Source organism: Propionivibrio limicola (assembly GCF_009469695.1).
GTDB classification, from domain to species: domain Bacteria; phylum Pseudomonadota; class Gammaproteobacteria; order Burkholderiales; family Rhodocyclaceae; genus Propionivibrio; species Propionivibrio limicola.
In genome coordinates, this window is sequence record NZ_SSSR01000003.1 from 133,150 (window position 1) to 150,742 (window position 17,593).

Consider the following 17,593-nt stretch of genomic DNA (forward strand, 5'->3'; position numbering starts at 1 on the left):
AACGGCATCAAGGTGATGGTCATCGATGACAGTAATACGATCCGGCGCAGCGCCGAGATTTTTCTCGTGCAGGCCGGGTGTCAGGTTGTCCTGGCAGAAGATGGTTTTGACGCATTGGCGAAGATTGCTGATCACCAGCCGGACATAATTTTTTGCGACATCATGATGCCCCGGCTGGACGGGTATCAGACCTGTGCATTAATCAAGAAAAATCCACGATTCCGAAATACGCCGCTGATCATGCTGTCTTCCAAGGATGGCCTGTTTGATCGAGCCAGGGGGCGCATGGTCGGGTCGGATCAATATCTAACCAAACCCTTTACCAAAGATAGTCTGTTGCAGACCGTGGCAACCCACGCGTTGCCGCAGGCCTGATGCTTGGCGCGGGTTTTTCAAAACATTGGGAGTGCATGCATGCCAGTCAAGAAGATCCTTGTTGTCGACGATTCGCCAACCGAACGTCATGTTCTGGTCCAGTTGTTGACGCAAAACGGCTATCAAGTCATTACCGCCGAGAATGGCGAAGAAGGTATCGGCAAGGCCAAAGCCGAATTGCCGGACCTTGTCCTGATGGACGTCGTCATGCCGGGCCTCAACGGTTACCAGGCGACACGTACGCTGACGCGCGATGAAGCCACCAAGCACATCCCGGTCATCGTCTGCACGACGAAAGGCCAGGAAACCGACAAGATTTGGGGCTTGCGGCAAGGCGCGCTGGATTACATCATCAAGCCAGTCAATGGCGACGAGCTGCTGGCGAAAATTGCCGCGCTCTGATTTCTGCCGCTCAACATAACCGTATGGCCTCCAATAAATCGAGCTTGCGCGAGTTTCAGGCACACCTGGCCGCGAAACTGGCGGGTGCCGGCGATCGCTCTTCCTCTGGTTTGCTGGGCATCCAGTCTGGCGCTGATTTCTGGTTGCTGAATCTTTCCGATTCGGGAGAAGTGGTTCCCTTGACGACGCTGTTCAGCGTTCCGCTGACGCGATCCTGGTTTCTCGGGGTGACGAATATTCGCGGCAACCTTTACTCGGTTGTCGATTTTTCGGCGTTTCAGGGGAAGGAGCCAACCCCCCAAAACCCCACTTCCCGCCTGCTGCTGATCGGGGCGCGTTTCGGGAATAATGCCGCTCTGATGGTTAATCGGATGCTTGGTCTGCGGAACGTGGATGACCTGTCGGCGGTCGTCGCCGATCCGGAGGCGCCGGTCTGGGCCAGCCGGGTGTACCGGGACAAAGATGGGCGTCTCTGGAAAATGCTCAGTGTCCGGGATCTGCTGGCGGACGAAAAATTCATGGACATTGCGGCGTAATCAGCTCTGTTTTCTTTATCAACTGCACTTGACGATCCTTGCCCAAGCAACGGCGTAATCGGAGAAGTTGTATGGCCCTGAACCTAAGATTTCCGAAGTTTTTGTCTCGTAGTAAAGATGTACAGAAACAGGATGTTCCCGCTCCAACTGTCGTCGATGACAACTGGGGCGGGCTGGAAAAGAAAAAACCGCTTTTCGAACTTGGCGTGTTGCGCCGCTACCCGATCACGAAGAAACTGCAGATCCTTGGCGGCGGCCTGCTGTTGCTGATGCTGATCATCGGTGCGTTGGTCTATCGGGACAACCGTGAATCGACATTCAACACGGCCTACGTGGCAACGGCAGGCGAAATGCGAATGCTTTCCCAGCGGTTGGCCAAGGCGTCCAACCTGGCGATGCAGGGTGACCCGTTCGCTTTTCGGCAATTGCGTGATTCGCGCGACAAATTTGCGTCCAACCTCGGAAAATTGACGAACGGCGGCGAGCTCTTCGGGGTGAACGTTCCCCCCTCACCGGATGGCGCGGCGCCCCAGTTGCAAGTGCTGACCAAGGCTTGGGCTTCGACGGAAAAGAACGCCAATCAGTTGCTTTCGCTGGAAAAGACGCTGGTCCTGTTCGGTGTCCGCGCCTTTGCGATCAGCGAGAACAGCGATCAGTTGCTTGAACTCGCCGAAGCGCTGGCGGCGCAAAAGATGCAGGGCAATTCCAGCGTGCGTGAAGTTGCCGCAGCGAACCAGTTGGTGATGTTGACCCAGCGGATCGCGAAAAACGCCGGCATGTTGCGGCTTGCCGACTCGATCAGTCCTGAAGTTGCTTTCCAGCTGGGGCGGGACACGAAGCTGTTTTCCGAGCTGCTCGAATCCTTTCTCAAGGGGAGCGATGCCGAATCCAAACCGATTCTGGTAGAGCTTGATGAGGCCTACAAGGGATACCAGAGCGCGGTTGCCGAGATATTGGGCAGCATGCAGGAGCTGGTCTTCGCCAAGCAGGCCGGGGCGCGGATTTTCGTGGAAAACGAAGCGTTGCTGGAGGCCGCCGACGTTCTGGCGGGGGCTTACCAGCGCAACGTCGCCGAGCAGGCGGCCTATGTCATTTCGCTGATCGTACTTGTCGCGGCGGCGCTCGCCGTTCTCGCGCTGATGGCGAAAATCTATCTTGACGACACCCGTCGCCAGGCCGAGCTGGCCGAGAAAAGCCGGCAGGAGAGTGAGGCGATCAACCGGCAGAATCAGGACGCCATTCTGCGCCTCATGAACGAGCTTGGCGACCTTGCCGACGGTGACCTGACCGTTTTGGCGACTGTTTCCGAAGATATTACCGGCGCCATCGCCGACTCGATCAACTACACCGTCGAAGAGCTGCGGGTTCTGGTCGGCCGGATCAACGATGCGGCGAGCCGGGTGACTTCGGCAACGGAAATTGCGCAGCAAACGTCGGCGGAACTCCTGCTGGCCGCCAAGCGGCAGTCAGAAGAGATTCAGGAGGCGGGTCATTCGGTCCTGTCGATGGCCAGTTCGATGACCAAGGTTTCGGATGAGGCCGACCAGTCGGCCCAGGTTGCCCGTCAGTCGCTGCAGGCGGCAGGAAAAGGTGCTCAAGCCGTGCAGGATTCGATCAAGGGTATGGACGGGATTCGCGAACAGATTCAGGAAACCTCGAAGCGGATCAAGCGCCTCGGCGAGTCGTCGCAGGAAATCGGTGAAATCGTGGAGCTGATTTCCGACATTACCGAACAGACGAACGTGCTGGCGCTCAATGCCGCCATTCAAGCCGCCTCTGCTGGCGATGCCGGGCGTGGCTTCTCGGTCGTTGCGGAAGAAGTGCAGCGTCTCGCCGAACGTTCCGGCGAGGCGACGAAGCAGATTGCGGCGATCGTGAAGACCATTCAGACGGATACCCAGGGCGCCGTGTCGGCGATGGAAGAGTCAACACGGGGTGTGGTCGAGGGGGCGAAGCTCTCCGATGCGGCGGGCCAGGCGCTGGCCGAGATCGGGATGGTTTCACAGAACCTCGCCGAGCTGATCGAGAGCATTTCCAGTGCCACGCGCCAGCAGGCCGATTCGGCGACGAGCGTGGCCAGCCTGATGCAGGACATCCTTCATGTTACGGAGCAGACAACGGCGGGTACGCAGAAGACGGCGACGGCCGTTGGAGAACTTGCCAGTCTGGCGACCGAGCTGAAGGGGTCGGTGGCTGGCTTCAAGGTAGCCTGATTCTCGCCAGACCAAGTATTCGGAGATATTGCCTTAGATGAATGCCGCGACGGAATTCGATGTGGGTCCGCTGACCTGGATCAAAGGGGAAATTGGCCAAGCCCTGGCGCGAGCGGATCAATCGCTTCAGCAGTATGCCGCCAGTTTGGGCGGCGGCAACGACACGGCACAACTCCGTTTCTGTCGCACCCATCTGCACCAGGTGGTGGGGGCGCTGCGGATCGTCGGTCTCGACGGCGTTACGGAATTTGCGGTTGCCGTCGAGTCGCTGCTGGAAGAGCTCGAACTCGACAAGGTCGCCGCCAGCGAGCCTGTCGTTGCCTTGGTCCGGCGTTGTCTGACGGCAATCGGGCTTTATCTTGACGGCCTGGTCGCCGGGCAGCCCAATCAGCCGTTGCGGCTTTCCGCGCTGTATCTCGAAGTTCAGAAGGTGCGCGGTCTGGAGCGTGCGTCTGTTGGCGATCTGTTCTTCCCGGATCTGTCGGTGCGCCTCCCCCGTAAGCCGGTGGTGAGCGCGATGCCTCCCGAAGAGCGGCAACGCGTGCTGCGCCAAGAGCGCGCCCGTTTCCAGCGCGGCTTGCTCTCGTGGCTGCGGTCGTCAGGCGATCGCAGCGGTGTCGGCGAGATGCACGAGGCCGTGCGAGCGATTGAAGAATTGCAGGAAACCGCGCCGTTGCGCACATTCTGGTTCGTCGCGGCGGCATTCCTCGCTGCTTTGGCCGAAGGCGCCTTGGCGGATGAAGTGGATGCCCGGCAATTGTGCTCCCGTATCGATTTGCAGATCCGGCGTTTGATCGAAGGCACCGTGAATGTCGCGGAGCGAATGACGCGGGACGCCTTGTATCTCGTTGCGATTGCCGATAGCCATAACGACGACGTTGAATGCGTCAGAAATACCTTCGGTCTGCAGGCTTTGATTCCTGTCGAGGAGTCTTCTGCCCCGTCGTCCGACGAACCGTTGCTGCGGAAATTGGGCGAACTGATTTCGTCCTCCGAGGAGACGTGGGGGAAGTTTTGTGCAGGCACGTTGCAGGCGCTGCATTCATTCAAGGCGGAAGTCGATCTGTTGGCCGCGACCGTGGATCAGCTCGGACAAACGGATTTCCGACGTTTGGCACAGGCGATCGTTGCCGTTGCCAACTGGCTTGAAGCGGACATTGCGCGCCATTCCGACGCGTTGAGCATGGAGGTGGCGACGGCCATTCTTCTGGCACAGAATGCGCGGGAAAATTATCAACGGCTTGGCGCTGATTTTGCGCATCAGGTCGATGTGACGGTTGCCCGAATACATGCGTGCATGGCGGGCAATCCGCCAGCGCCGGGGGCGGAGATTGCGCTGCTCGACGAAATGTCCCGGCAGGCGCAGGAAAAGCTCTTGCTCGGTCAAGTGGCGAAAGAAATGCAGAGCAATCTCGCCCAGATCGAACAGGTGCTCGACAATTTCTTCCGCGATCCGGAAAAACGCACGGAGCTCGATGGGCTGAATGCGCTGCTCAACCAGGTTGTCGGCGCGCTCTCGATGATGCGCCACGATGGCGCGGTGGCCGTGCTGCGGGAGAGCCAGGCGGAGATCAAACGCTTCGCGGAGGCCGAGTATGTGCCGGCGGAGGCCGATTTCGAGCGCGTGGCAAACCAGTTGTCGATGCTTGGCTTCTTTATCGACTCGATGCAGTACGGGGCTGTCGATTACGAGAGTTTTGTCCGCCAAATGCAGACGCCCCCCGCCGTCGGGCCCGAAGAATCGGACGATGAAACCGCGATGACCGTCGAGCAGGAGGTCGCGCGTCAGAAAGTCGAAGCTCATGCCTTGCTGGGCGCGTTGAAGGATCAGCAGGATGACGCGGCGTTGCGGGAAGAATTGAAGCACACCGTGCGGGCGCTCAAGAGCGGGGCCGATCTCGTGGCGGATGCAGCGCTCGGCGAGCAGGCCAAGGCCATCCTGTCGGTACTGGATTCCGGCGAACAGGCGTTGGACCAGATCGATCAGGCGATGGAAACACTGAAGCCTGTCGCGGATGAGGCGCCCGCGCCGTCGGCCGAGACGATCAAGATTGCGCAATCGAGTTCCGAGGATATCGACGCCGAACTTCTGGAAATCTTCCTTGAGGAGGCGAAGGAAGTTCTGGCCACGATCGACGAGAATCTGCGCGTCCTCGGAACGCGGCCGCACGACGCCGAAGTGCTCACGACGATCCGTCGTTCTTTCCACACGCTCAAAGGCAGCGGCCGGATGGTCGGTCTGAAGGATGTCGGCGAAGTGGCATGGGCGGTCGAGCAGACGCTTAACCAGTGGTTGCGACAGGAGCAGGCGGTCGAGGCGCCCTTGCTCGACATGCTCGGCGTCGCGCATCAGCTGTTTGCCGACTGGGTGGAATTTCTCGATGGCCACGCCGGGAGCGCTCCCGATCCGTCGCGGCTGGTGGCTTTGACCGAAGCCCTGCGTAGCGGTGGTATCGGTCGCGAACCGGCGCCGGAATCCGCCGAGCAGCGACCGGAGACGGCCAAGATGCCTCCGGCCGATTTCGCGCCGGAATCTGCCTTGCCGGAGACCGGTTCTGAGATTGCTGAACTGGATCTGGCGGCAGCGGGTGGCCAGATGGCCGATGTTTCGTCTTTGCCCGCCATGGGTGAAGAGGTTGCGACCGACGAGTCGAGTGCCGTCAAGGATACGAACAAGTCACCTGCTCCCGTGCTTGATGACGTCTACAAGCCTCAGCAGCGGATAACCATTTCGCCGGTTTTGTACGAGATATTTTCGGAAGAGGCCGCCGGGCATCTGGAAACGTTGCGTCGCGAGCTTCGCGTTCTCGAGTCCGACGAGAGCCTCGCGACGCCGCATGATATGTACCGGGCGGCGCATACGCTGGCCGGAATTTCCGGCACCGTCGGCCTTTCGTCGATCAACCGTTTGGGATTGGCGCTTGAGCATGCCCTCCTGCGGCGCGATCATTCCGAACAAAAAAGCAGTCTTGAGGCCTTGGGCGTCATTCGCCAGGCGATCGGCGAACTCGACCTGATGCTGTCTGCCGTGCCGGCGCAACGAGATGTGGAAGCGCCTTTTGGCGTTATCGAGTCGTTGGAAGCAGTTTATCCGGTGAGCGGGAAAGTGCCGGCCCAGTCACCTGAACAACTTGCGCTCGCCGAAGCGGAGGTACGTGAGACTGAGCCCGCCGGGGGGGCTGACGAAGAACTCCCGGCCGCGGACGAGTCCGATAGCGGCGGGGCGAAGGCCGAAACGTTCATCGCATCCTTGCCGACGATGCTCGATGAAATCGATGAACAGTTGCTGCCGATCTTTCTTGAAGAGGCGCGCGATCTCGAGCACGGAATTTCCACCCAACTCGGCGTGTTGCGTAACGCCCCGGATAGCAGCGAGGCGGTACGAACCCTGGCGCGTTTGCTGCACACGCTCAAAGGCAGTGCGCGGATGGCCGGGGCCATGAATCTGGGTGAGATTACGCATGCCATGGAAACGCGCGTTGAACAGGCCGCGCGTGACGGGTATGTCTCGGAGGACGTTCTCGAAGCGATTGAGAATGCCTTTGATGCCGTGCTGCACATCATCGACCGCTTGCAGCGTGGCGAAAGCGTTGGCGCGGAGTCCGTGGCAGCGGCGGGGATCACGGTCACTTCCGAAGGTGCCTCCCCGGTTCCCGTCGAGCCGGCCGTCACTGCTGTCGGGGGGGGGGCCGCGCAGTCGTTGCCGGCGACCGCGCCGGTGCTCGTCGAGCGGCGCGCCGACCGCTCAAGATTCGCTGCTGCGGAACCGGAAAGCGATGCATCTGCACAACATGCCACCCTGCGTGTCCGCGCCGACCTCATCGACCGATTGGTCAATGACGCCGGTGAGTTGGCGATTGCCCGTTCCCGTATTGAAGGCGAGATGCGGAGCCTGAAAGACTCGCTGCTCGATTTGACGGAAAACGTCATTCGCCTGCGCCGTCAGTTGCGGGAAATCGAGATTCAGGCCGAAACGCAGATGCAGTCGCGCACCGCGCAGACCGAAGAGTTGCATGCCGGCTTTGATCCGCTGGAGTTCGACCGGTTTACCCGCTTCCAGGAATTGACCCGGATGATGGCCGAGTCGGTCAACGACGTGGCGACCGTCCAGCAGGGGCTGCTCAAGAACCTCGATGACGCCAATGCCGCGATCGTTGCGCAGGCTCGTTTGAACCGTGAGTTGCAACAAGGACTCATGGGTGTGCGCATGCTGCCGTTTGCCAGTCTGGCCGACCGGCTGTACCGGGTGGTCAGGCAGGCCTCCAAAGAGTTGGGCAAGCGCGCCAACCTGGAAATTGCCGGCGGCAACGTGGAGCTCGACCGTAGCGTGCTGGACACGATCGTTGCGCCGCTGGAGCACATGTTGCGCAATGCCGTAGCGCACGGACTTGAGGATCGTGAGGCGCGGCTTTTGCGTGGCAAGCCGGAGATCGGCGACATTACGTTGACGCTCAAACAGGAGGGCAATGAAATCCTTCTGGCGTTGGCGGACGATGGTGGCGGCCTGGATTTCGAGCGAATCCGGGCGCATGCGCTTGAGGTTGGATTGCTTTCGCCCGATGAAACGGCAACGCCGGAGCGTCTGGCGGAATTGATCTTCGCGCCCGGTTTCTCGACGGCCGCCGAAATCTCGCAGATTGCCGGGCGCGGCATCGGCATGGATGTCGTCAAGACCGAAATTGCCCGGCTCGGCGGACGGATCGAGATCGACTCGGTTGCCGGTACGGGAGCGACATTCAATCTTTATATCCCGCTAACGCTGGCCGTGACGAAAGCCCTGCTCGTACAGGCGGGTGGGCGCTGCTATGCGATTCCTTCGACGATGATCGAACAGGTGCTCGACCTCAAGGAAACGGCGCTCAGCCGTATTCGCGAGGCCGGGTCGGCCGAGTGGCTCGGGCACCATTATCCGTTTAGTTATCTGCCGCACCTGCTCGGTGACAAACACGCGCAACCGGAGCCGCGCCGCCAGTACTGGACGCTCCTCCTGCGCAGCGGTGTGCGTCGGATTTCGGTGCTCGTCGACGAATTGCTCGGCAACGAGGAAGTCGTCGTCAAGAACATCGGCCCGCAGCTGGCGCGTGTCGTCGGCATTGACGGTGCCACTGTGCTCGGGAACGGCGAGGTCGTGCTGATCCTCAATCCCGTGGCGCTCAGCAGCCGGCCGCAACCGGTCGAGGCAGCCGTTTCTGTAGCCCAGCCAGCGTCGCAAGAATCCGTGGCCGAAATGGAATCGGCAGAGGTCTCTTCGCTACCGACCGTGATGGTCGTCGACGATTCGCTGACCGTGCGCAAAGTCACTGGCCGTCTGCTGGCGCGGGAGGGGTATCAGGTCATCACCGCGAAGGATGGCGTCGAGGCCCTGGAGTGCTTGCTCGATACGGTGCCCGACGTCATGCTGGTCGATATCGAGATGCCGCGCATGGACGGATTCGACCTGACGCGCAACGTGCGTGCCGACGAGCGGTTGAAGGACATCCCGATCATCATGATCACGTCGCGCACCGCAGACAAACACCGCTCCTACGCCTTCGAACTCGGCGTCAATCACTATCTCGGCAAGCCGTATCAGGAAGAAGAGTTGCTCAAGCTCGTCGCCGGTTATGTCAGCCGCGAGGCGACTCCTGCGCTGGTAAACGCTTGACGGTCGAGTAGCGTTGCAAGGCCCGCTTGCGGGCCTCGTCATGCGCGACGATGGGCTCGGGGAAGTCGCGCCCGATACAGACGCCGCAGGCTGCTTGCTCGGCGCTACTCATCAGCCAAGGCGCGTGGATGAATTTGTCCGGGACATGCGCGAGTTCCGGCAGATAGCGTCGGATGAAACGTCCCTGCGGGTCGAAGCGCTGTGACTGCGTCACCGGGTTGAAAATCCTGAAGTAGGGCTGGGCATCGCATCCCGTCGAGGCCGCCCATTGCCAGCCGCCGTTGTTGGCCGACAGGTCGAAATCGGTCAGATGCGCAGCGAAGCAGGCTTCCCCGCGTCGCCAGTCGATACCGAGATCCTTCGTCAAAAACGAGGCGGTCACCATGCGCAGCCGGTTGTGCATGTAGCCCGTCCGGTTGAGCTGTTTCATGGCCGCGTCGACCAATGGATAACCCGTTTCGCCGTTGCACCAGGCCGCAAACAGGGCATCGGCCGGCGTACCGCATTCCCATGCAAGTGCGTCGAATTCGGGTTTGAACGCATGCTCCGTGACGTGCGGAAAGTGGTCGAGAATCATGAAATAGAAGTCGCGCCAGATCAGTTCGGAAAGCCACGTGGCCGGGCCTTCCTCCCCGCGCAGCGCCCCAACTTCGAGCGCAAGGGAGATGAGCCGGCGAATCGAAATGGTGCCGAAACGGAGATGGGCAGAGAGATAGGAAACGCCCTTGATGCCGGGGAAATCCCGTTGCTGATGGTAGCGATGAATGCGCGAGCGGAAGTCTTCGACGAGCTGCGTGGCGCCGGACATGCCGGGGGTAATGCCGAGTTCGGCGAGGTTGGTCGCGGTAAAGCCTATTGTCGCAAGCGTCGGAATGCCGGTCGCTTGCGGAGCGCCGGCAAGCCGGCCCGAGCCAGCGATGGTTCGAGCGGGAAGTTCTTCTTCGGCGAGGCGTTTCAGCCAGGCTTTCTTGTACGGAGTGAAGATGGTATGCGGCCGGCCGGACTGCGTCAGGATTTCGAGCCCATCGAAAACCGCCTGGTCCTTGAAGGCCTCGAAGGCGATCCCGGATGAGCGCAGCCGTTCTTCAACGGCGGCGTCACGTTTCTTTGCCGCAGGTTCATAGTCGCGATTGGTAAACACGGCGGCAACGCCAAGTTCGCAGGCCAGGCGGGGAATGGCGTCAGCGGCGAAATCATGCAAAACGATCAGGCTGCCGCCGCGTGCACGCAGGGACGAATCGAGCTCAACCAGCGATTCGCGGATGAATTCGACGCGCCGGTCGGCCGGGTCTGGCAAGGCATCGAGAATCTCCCGGTCGAAAATGAACATGCAATGGACGCGTTGCGCGCGGCGCAGCGCTTCGTCGAGGGCGGTGTTGTCATCATCCCGAAGGTCTCTCCGGAACCAGACGAGAACGGAAGAAAGCACGGTTTTTCCTTTGTATCGATTGCGGTCGCGATTAAAATACACTCACCATGCCCAGTATCAACCTGACCGACCATTTTCTCATTGCCATGCCGGCAATGAGCGATCCCTATTTCGCAAAATCCCTGGTCTATGTGGCCGAGCATAATGAGCAGGGGGCGCTTGGCGTTATCATCAACCGTCCAATCGAAATGAACTTTGCGGCCCTGTTCGAGAAAATCGATGTGCACCTGGAGCGCACCGAACTGGCCAGCCGGCCGGTGTTTTTCGGCGGACCAGTGCAAACGGATCGCGGCTTTGTCCTGCATCGTCCGATCGGCGAGTGGCAATCAACGCTTGCCGTCACTGATGAAATCGGGCTGACGACATCGCGCGATGTGCTCCAGGCCGTTGCCAGCCACGGTGGCCCCAACGAAATTGTGCTGACCCTCGGTTATTCCGGCTGGGGCGCCGGGCAACTCGAACAGGAAATCAGCCAAAACGCCTGGCTGACGGCGCCGGCCGACCCGCGGATCATTTTCGATCTGCCTTATGCCGAAAGGCTGCCGTCGGCCATGGAGTTGCTGGGTGTCGACTTTGCCAATCTCGCCGGTATGGCCGGGCATGCCTGAAATGGATCCCGTGCGGCAGGGAACCGTCCTCGCCTTTGATTTTGGCGTCAAACGCATCGGCGTCGCGGTCGGCGAATGGGCGCTTTGCCAGGCGCACGCGCTGACGACGATCCGCAGCGAAGCCAACGCCGAACGCTTCTCCAGAATCGGTGCCTTGATCGACGAATGGAAGCCGGTCTGCCTCGTCGTTGGTCGGCCGGTGGCGCTTGACGGAACACCGCATGAAATGACCGCCCGCTGCACGCGTTTTGCCAACCAGTTGCGCGGCCGCTTCGGCCTGCCCGTCGAATATGCCGACGAACGCCTGAGCTCGGCGGAAGCGGAAGAGCGTCTGCGCGAAACCGGGCATACCGCCAAAAGCGCCAAGGAGCATCTTGACGCGCTTGCCGCCCAGATCATCCTGCAAGGTTTTTTTGAACGTTTTTCTTAAGACAGAACGGATCGCGACCATCATGTCACTTAATACCCTTCCCGATGCCGAGGCCCAGTGTGCCGCGCTGGCCGAATTGATACGCCCGCATTTGCTGCCGGAAACCAGGCTCGTCGGCATTCACAGCGGTGGCGTCTGGATCGCTCGCCGCCTTTGCCAGTTGCTCGGCCTTCCCGAAGAAATCGGGATGATCGATGTTTCCTTTTATCGCGACGATTTCGGCGAAAAGGGGTTGCACCCGCAGATCAGACCGACATCGATTCCGTTCGACGTCGATGGCCGCCCCCTGATTCTCGTCGATGACGTGCTCTATACCGGTCGCACGACGCGCGCGGCGATCAACGAATTGTTCGACTACGGCCGTCCGGCGAGTGTGAAACTGGCCGTGCTCGCCGATCGTGGCGGGCGGGAATTGCCGATTAGTGCCGAATTCTGCCCGTGGCAGGTCGACCTGGACAAGAAGGAAGAGCTTGTTCTCGAAACGTCCGCCAGCGGACAGCTGCAATGGAGGCGTGCAAACCATGCGTAATCCCCAACTCAACGCCAACGGCGAACTCAATCACCTGCTGTCGATTGACGGGCTGCCGCGTGAGGTGCTGACCCACATCCTCGACACGGCCTCGAGTTTTCTCGAGGTCTCCGACCGCGACGTGAAGAAGGTGCCGCTGCTGCGCGGCAAGAGCGTGTTCAACGTGTTCTTCGAGAATTCGACGCGCACGCGCACGACGTTCGAGATCGCCGCCAAGCGTCTGTCGGCCGACGTCATCAACCTCGACGTGCAACGTTCATCGACCTCCAAGGGCGAAACATTGCTCGATACGGTCGATAACCTCGTCTCGATGCATGCCGACATGTTTGTCGTGCGTCACGCTTCGTCCGGCGCGCCGTACCTGATCGCCGAGCATCTGCATCGCACCGGACGCGACGACGTGCACGTCGTCAATGCCGGCGACGGGCGCCACGCGCACCCGACGCAGGGTCTGCTCGACATGTACACGATCCGGCACTTCAAGAAGGATTTCTCGAACCTGACCGTGGCGGTCGTCGGCGACATCCTGCATTCGCGCGTCGCCCGCTCCGACATTCAGGCGCTGGGTACGCTGGGAGCGGCCGAAATTCGCGCCATCGGCCCGCAAACGCTGTTGCCGACGGCGATCGAGCGCATGGGCGTGCGCGTTTTTCACGATATGCGCGAGGGGCTTAAAGGCTGTGACGTTGTGATCATGCTGCGTTTGCAGAACGAGCGCATGAACGGCGCCCTGTTGCCCTCGGCCGGCGAGTACTTCAAGTGCTACGGGCTGACGCCGGAGGTGCTGGCGCTGGCCAAGCCGGATGCGATCGTGATGCACCCGGGGCCGATGAACCGCGGCGTAGAAATCCACTCCGAAGTGGCCGACGGCCCGCAGGCAGTCATCCTGTCGCAGGTCACCTTCGGCATTGCCGTCCGTATGGCGGTCATGAGCATTTTGGCGGGGAACTGAGTCATGCACGAGCAAAACATCCAGATCAAGAACGGGCGCGTGATCGACCCGAAGAGCGGCTTCGATGCGCTGGCCGACGTATTTATTTCCGCCGGTCGTGTCGCCGGTATCGGGGAGGCGCCGGCCGGATTCACGGCTGAGCAGACCATCGACGCCAGCGGCCTCGTCGTTTGCCCTGGCCTGATCGACTCCTCGCGCCTGCCAGGCCTGGAAACCGAACTGTCGGCGGCGGTGGCCGGGGGCGTCACCGCGCTTTCCTGTCCGCCTGACACCAAGCCGCCGCTCGATGAGCCGGGCCTCGTCGAGCGCCTTGTCCGTCGTGCCGAATCGCTCGGCCTGGCCCGGGTTTACCCGGTCGGCGCGCTGACCATGCAACTGGCCGGCGAAAAACTGTCGGAGATGAACCACTTGTCGCGGGCCGGCTGCATTGCCTTCTCGCAGGCCAAGCAGCCGGTGTTCGATACGCAGGTGCTGTTGCGCGCCATGCAGTATGCGGCGACGTTCGATTACCCGATTCGCCTCAATCCGCAGGATCACTATCTGGCGCGCGATGGCGTCGCGCACGACGGCGAGGTCGCCTCGCGCCTTGGCTTGTCGGGTATTCCCGTGTGTGCCGAAACCGTGGCCATTTCCACGGCCCTGCAGCTGGCGCAGGAAACCGGCGTGCGTCTGCATCTGTCGCGTCTCTCGTCGGCCGCCGGCATCGAACTGGTGCGCGAGGCGCAGCAGCGCGGCATCAAGGTGACGTGCGACGTGTCGATCAATCACCTGCATCTGACCGACAATGACATCGGCTACTTTGATACCCATGCCTGTTTCGACCCGCCGCTGCGTTCGGGGCGCGATCGTGATGCCCTGCGCAAGGCGGCGGCCGAGGGCGTTGCGGCGATCTGCTCGGATCACACACCGGTCGATGAGGACGGCAAGCAACTGCCGTTCGGCGAGGCGAAGCCTGGCGCGATCGGCCTTGAGTTGTTGCTGCCGCTGACGTTGAAATGGGCGGAGGAAGAGGACGTGCCGCTGGCAACGGCGTTGGCCCGGATCAGCTGCGATCCGGCGGTGATTCTCGGCATTGAGGCCGGTGAGCTGGCTGTCGGTCGTCCAGCTGATGTGTGTGTCTTCGACCCGGCCGAGCCGTGGCGCGTCGTGCCGACGGCGTTGCGCAGCCAGTGCAAGAACACGCCGTTCATGGGCTACGAGATGACCGGCCGCGTGCGGACGACGCTGGTCGGCGGTCGAGTGGTCTTTGACGCGGCTTGACGAAGACGGAAGACCGGCCCGGCCCGCTCGGGCCGGTCGTTGCTTTTTTACTGCAGGAAGATCAGCAGAATCTGGGCAATCAGGATGGCGATCAGCGGCGACAGGTCGATATTGGCGATGGGCGGCAGAACGCGCTGGATCGGTCGCAGGAAGGGCTGCGTGATCTGGCTGATCGGGCGTCCGATCGGGGCGTGCGGATTGACCCACGAGAGAACGGCTTGCAGGATCAGCAAGCCAATCAGCAGGTAGACGCTCAAGCGCAGCAACGCCACCAGGCTGCGCAAAAGAATCAGCAAGGCGGTGTTTTCCGGTGAAAGAACGCTCAGTCCGGCATGCAGCGAAATTTCGGCGGTCAGCACGATGACCTGCAGGAGATAAGTGGCGACCAGGCTGGCTGAGTCGAATCCGAAGACAGCGGGAATCACCTTGCGCAGCGGGACCACCAGCCAACTCGTCAATTGCAGGACGAAGGTGCCGACCTGATTGCTGAAAGACACCCGAAACGCCTGCATGTAGAAGCGCAGCAGCAACAAAATCGACAGGAAGCCGGCGACTGACTTGAGGATCAGCAGGCCGGCCTGCAGCAGCAACAGGCCCATGTTCAGTCCTTGCCCAACAGTTCGCCGAGTTCGGCGCCGCGCGCGCAGGCGGCCAGTGCGCCGGCAACGATGCCTTCCTTGACGCCGGCTTCGGCCATTTTCGACAGTGCCGCTTCGGTGGTGCCGCCCTTCGACGTCACGCGCTCGCGCAGGACGCTGGCCGGTTCGTCCGATTGGGCGGCCAGTTTTGCCGCGCCGAGGAAGGTTTCGATGGAAAGCTGTCGCGCTTGCTTCGGGCTCAGGCCGAGTTCGGCGGCGGCTTCCTGCAAGGCCTCGATGAACAGGAAAACGTAGGCCGGGCCGCTGCCGGAAATGGCCGTCACGGCATTGATCTGGGCCTCCTCATTCACCCAGACCGTCCGTCCGACCGCCTGCATGATGCGTTCCGCCCCCAGCCGCTCGGCTTCCGATACGGAAGGAGGGGCAAACAGGCCGGTCATGCCGGCGCTGATGAGCGACGGCGTGTTCGGCATGGTGCGCACCAGTTTCTCGTGGCCGCCCAGCCAGCGCGACAAGTCGGTCAGGCGCAGACCGGCGGCGATGCTGATGACGAGTTGGTCGCGCAAGTGGCGTTGCAGCGACTGACAGGCTTCGCGCATCTGTTGCGGCTTGACGGCCAGCACGATCGCGTCGCACGCGAGTGCGGCAGCGTCAGCGCCGTCGAAGACGTTGATGCCGTAATTCTTCTCCAGCAGCGCGCGTTTTTCGGCGCTGATTTCGATGACCGAGATCGAGGCCGGTTGCGAGCCGTGGTTGAGCAGGCCGCCGATGAGTGCGGTGGTCATGTTGCCGCCGCCAAGAAAGGTGATTCTCATGCTTTCCCTCTTTCGCCAAAAATTGCACTGCCGACGCGCACGATGGTGGCGCCTTCGGCAATGGCGGCTTCCAGATCGTCCGACATGCCCATCGAGAGCGTATCGAGCGGCAAGCCGTCCTTGATAAGGTTTTCCTGGAGTTCGCGCAGGGCGCGAAACGCCTGGCGTTGTTGCTCAAAATCCGCGACCGGTTCCGGTATCGCCATCAGGCCGCGCAGTTGCAGCCGAGGCAGTAGGGCGACCTCGTGTGCCAGCGTTGCAACGGCGTCTGGCGACAATCCGCTCTTGCTGTCTTCGCCGCTGATGTTGACCTGCAGGCAAATCTGCAGGGGGGGGCGTTCTTCTGGGCGTTGTGCCGAGAGCCGCTCGGCGATCTTGAGGCGATCGACCGCATGCACCCAGTCAAACGCTTCGGCGACATCCCGTGTCTTGTTGCTTTGCAGCGGCCCGATGAAATGCCATTGCAGGCCGAGTGAACGCAGTTCGGCGATCTTGGCGAGTCCTTCCTGAACGTAGTTCTCGCCGAAAGCCGTTTGACCGGCTGCGGCGGCTTCGCGCACGGCGGTCGCTGGCCAGGTCTTGCTGACGGCGAGCAGCGCAATGTCGCCGGGGCGTCTCCCGCGGGTCAGAGCGGCCGCTTCGATACGCGTCCTGACGGCTTGCAGGTTCTCGGAAATTGTTGTCATAATCGGTCGCTGCCCAGAAGGGGCGAAGTATACCACCGGGCGCCATTGCCCCATTGAGGAAGGCTTCATGGATATCACCGAACTGCTGGCGTTCAGCGTCAAGAACAAGGCGTCCGACCTGCATTTGTCGTCGGGTCTGCCGCCGATGATCCGCGTGCATGGTGACGTGCGTCGAATCAATCTGCCGCCGATGGAGCACAAGGACGTGCATTCAATGGTGTACGACATCATGAATGACGCCCAGCGCAAGCACTACGAAGAGCATCTGGAGTGCGACTTTTCGTTCGAGATTCCGAATCTGGCGCGCTTCCGGGTCAATGCCTTCATCCAGAACCGCGGGGCCGGCGCGGTTTTCCGGACGATTCCGTCGAAGGTGCTGACGCTCGAAGAGCTCAATTGCCCGAAAGTTTTCAAGGACATCGCCGAGTATCCGCGTGGCATCGTGCTGGTCACCGGGCCGACCGGCTCGGGTAAATCGACGACGCTGGCGGCGATGGTCAACCACGTCAACGAAAACGAACATGCACACATCCTGACTGTCGAGGATCCGATCGAATTCGTGCATGAATCGAAAAAGTGCCTGATCAACCAGCGCGAGGTCGGGCCGCATACGCTGTCATTTTCCAACGCCTTGCGCTCGGCGCTGCGCGAGGATCCAGACGTGATTCTGGTCGGCGAAATGCGCGACCTGGAGACGATTCGCCTGGCGCTGACGGCGGCCGAAACCGGCCACCTCGTGTTCGGTACCCTGCATACGTCGAGTGCGGCAAAAACCATCGACCGGGTGGTGGACGTTTTCCCCTCTGCCGAGAAGGAAATGGTGCGCTCGATGCTCTCCGAATCGCTGCGCGCCGTCATTTCGCAAACGCTGCTGAAAACGAAGGATGGCGCCGGCCGGACGGCGGCGCACGAAATCATGATCGGCACGCCGGCGATCCGCAACCTGATCCGCGAGAACAAGGTCGCGCAGATGTATTCCGCGATCCAGACCGGTGCCCAGCTCGGCATGCAGACGCTCGATCAGAACCTGATCGACCTGGTGCGTCGCAACGTCGTCTCGGCCGCCGAAGCACGCACCAAGGCGGCCAACAAGGATTCCTTCCCCGGTCTCTAAT

At 61.3% G+C, this 17,593-nt stretch carries 15 protein-coding genes; 11 read left to right on the forward strand and 4 right to left on the reverse strand.

Going from position 1 to position 17,593, the window contains the following annotated elements:
- Positions 1-15: 15 nt before the first annotated feature.
- The 5 genes from GH659_RS04555 (at position 16) to GH659_RS04575 (ending at position 9,170) form a co-directional block, all read left to right on the forward strand.
- The gene (locus GH659_RS04555; protein WP_153109746.1) at positions 16-375 is read left to right on the forward strand and encodes a response regulator; all 360 of its coding nucleotides are present in this window, start codon (positions 16-18) and stop codon (positions 373-375) included.
- Between the two features lie 39 nt (positions 376-414).
- Positions 415-777 carry a response regulator transcription factor gene (locus tag GH659_RS04560; protein WP_153109578.1) on the forward strand — a complete coding sequence of 121 codons (363 nt, stop codon included), beginning with the start codon at positions 415-417 and terminating at the stop codon, positions 775-777.
- A 23-nt stretch (positions 778-800) separates the two neighbouring features.
- Positions 801-1,313, forward strand: coding sequence for a chemotaxis protein CheW (locus GH659_RS04565; protein WP_153109579.1), 513 nt, complete (start codon positions 801-803; stop codon positions 1,311-1,313).
- A gap of 71 nt (positions 1,314-1,384) precedes the next feature.
- Complete coding sequence (locus GH659_RS04570) at positions 1,385-3,526, forward strand: methyl-accepting chemotaxis protein (RefSeq protein ID WP_153109580.1); 2,142 nt, start codon at positions 1,385-1,387, stop codon at positions 3,524-3,526.
- A gap of 37 nt (positions 3,527-3,563) precedes the next feature.
- Positions 3,564-9,170 carry a hybrid sensor histidine kinase/response regulator gene (locus tag GH659_RS04575; protein ID WP_153109581.1) on the forward strand — a complete coding sequence of 1,869 codons (5,607 nt, stop codon included), beginning with the start codon at positions 3,564-3,566 and terminating at the stop codon, positions 9,168-9,170.
- Here the strand turns inward: GH659_RS04575 and GH659_RS04580 are convergent.
- The gene (locus GH659_RS04580; protein WP_153109582.1) at positions 9,133-10,599 is read right to left on the reverse strand and encodes a cryptochrome/photolyase family protein; all 1,467 of its coding nucleotides are present in this window, start codon (positions 10,597-10,599) and stop codon (positions 9,133-9,135) included. The genes GH659_RS04575 and GH659_RS04580 overlap by 38 nt on opposite strands.
- A gap of 47 nt (positions 10,600-10,646) precedes the next feature.
- Between GH659_RS04580 and GH659_RS04585 the strand changes: the two genes are divergently transcribed.
- Genes GH659_RS04585 through GH659_RS04605 form a run of 5 tightly spaced genes read left to right on the forward strand, consistent with a single transcriptional unit; the run spans position 10,647 to position 14,378 of the window.
- Positions 10,647-11,207: a YqgE/AlgH family protein gene (locus GH659_RS04585; protein ID WP_153109583.1), complete on the forward strand. Its 561-nt coding sequence runs from the start codon at positions 10,647-10,649 to the stop codon at positions 11,205-11,207.
- Positions 11,200-11,637, forward strand: coding sequence for a Holliday junction resolvase RuvX (gene ruvX, locus GH659_RS04590; protein WP_153109584.1), 438 nt, complete (start codon positions 11,200-11,202; stop codon positions 11,635-11,637). The genes GH659_RS04585 and ruvX overlap by 8 nt, the downstream gene beginning before the upstream one ends.
- 22 nt (positions 11,638-11,659) lie before the next feature.
- Positions 11,660-12,166 (forward strand): bifunctional pyr operon transcriptional regulator/uracil phosphoribosyltransferase PyrR, encoded by a 507-nt coding sequence (gene pyrR, locus GH659_RS04595; RefSeq protein WP_153109585.1) that lies wholly within the window; start codon positions 11,660-11,662, stop codon positions 12,164-12,166.
- On the forward strand, positions 12,159-13,118 hold the full coding sequence (locus GH659_RS04600) for an aspartate carbamoyltransferase catalytic subunit (RefSeq protein WP_153109586.1): 960 nt from the start codon (positions 12,159-12,161) through the stop codon (positions 13,116-13,118). Before pyrR ends, GH659_RS04600 begins: the two co-directional genes overlap by 8 nt.
- A 3-nt stretch (positions 13,119-13,121) precedes the next feature.
- Entirely contained in the window at positions 13,122-14,378 is a 1,257-nt protein-coding gene (locus GH659_RS04605) for a dihydroorotase (RefSeq protein WP_153109587.1), read from the forward strand.
- A gap of 47 nt (positions 14,379-14,425) precedes the next feature.
- Here the strand turns inward: GH659_RS04605 and GH659_RS04610 are convergent, their stop codons facing one another.
- The 3 genes from GH659_RS04610 to GH659_RS04620 are packed head-to-tail and all read right to left on the reverse strand — an operon-like array spanning position 14,426 to position 16,478.
- Positions 14,426-14,977: a YggT family protein gene (locus tag GH659_RS04610; protein WP_153109588.1), complete on the reverse strand. Its 552-nt coding sequence runs from the start codon at positions 14,975-14,977 to the stop codon at positions 14,426-14,428.
- 2 nt (positions 14,978-14,979) lie between these two features.
- Positions 14,980-15,792, reverse strand: a complete 813-nt coding sequence (proC, locus tag GH659_RS04615) for a pyrroline-5-carboxylate reductase (protein WP_153109590.1) — start codon at positions 15,790-15,792, stop codon at positions 14,980-14,982.
- Complete coding sequence (locus tag GH659_RS04620) at positions 15,789-16,478, reverse strand: YggS family pyridoxal phosphate-dependent enzyme (RefSeq protein WP_153109591.1); 690 nt, start codon at positions 16,476-16,478, stop codon at positions 15,789-15,791. The genes proC and GH659_RS04620 overlap by 4 nt, the downstream gene beginning before the upstream one ends.
- A 67-nt stretch (positions 16,479-16,545) precedes the next feature.
- Here GH659_RS04620 and GH659_RS04625 point away from each other — a divergent pair, with 67 nt between their 5' ends.
- Complete coding sequence (locus tag GH659_RS04625; protein ID WP_153109593.1) at positions 16,546-17,592, forward strand: type IV pilus twitching motility protein PilT; 1,047 nt, start codon at positions 16,546-16,548, stop codon at positions 17,590-17,592.
- The last annotated feature ends 1 nt before the right edge of the window (position 17,593 follow it).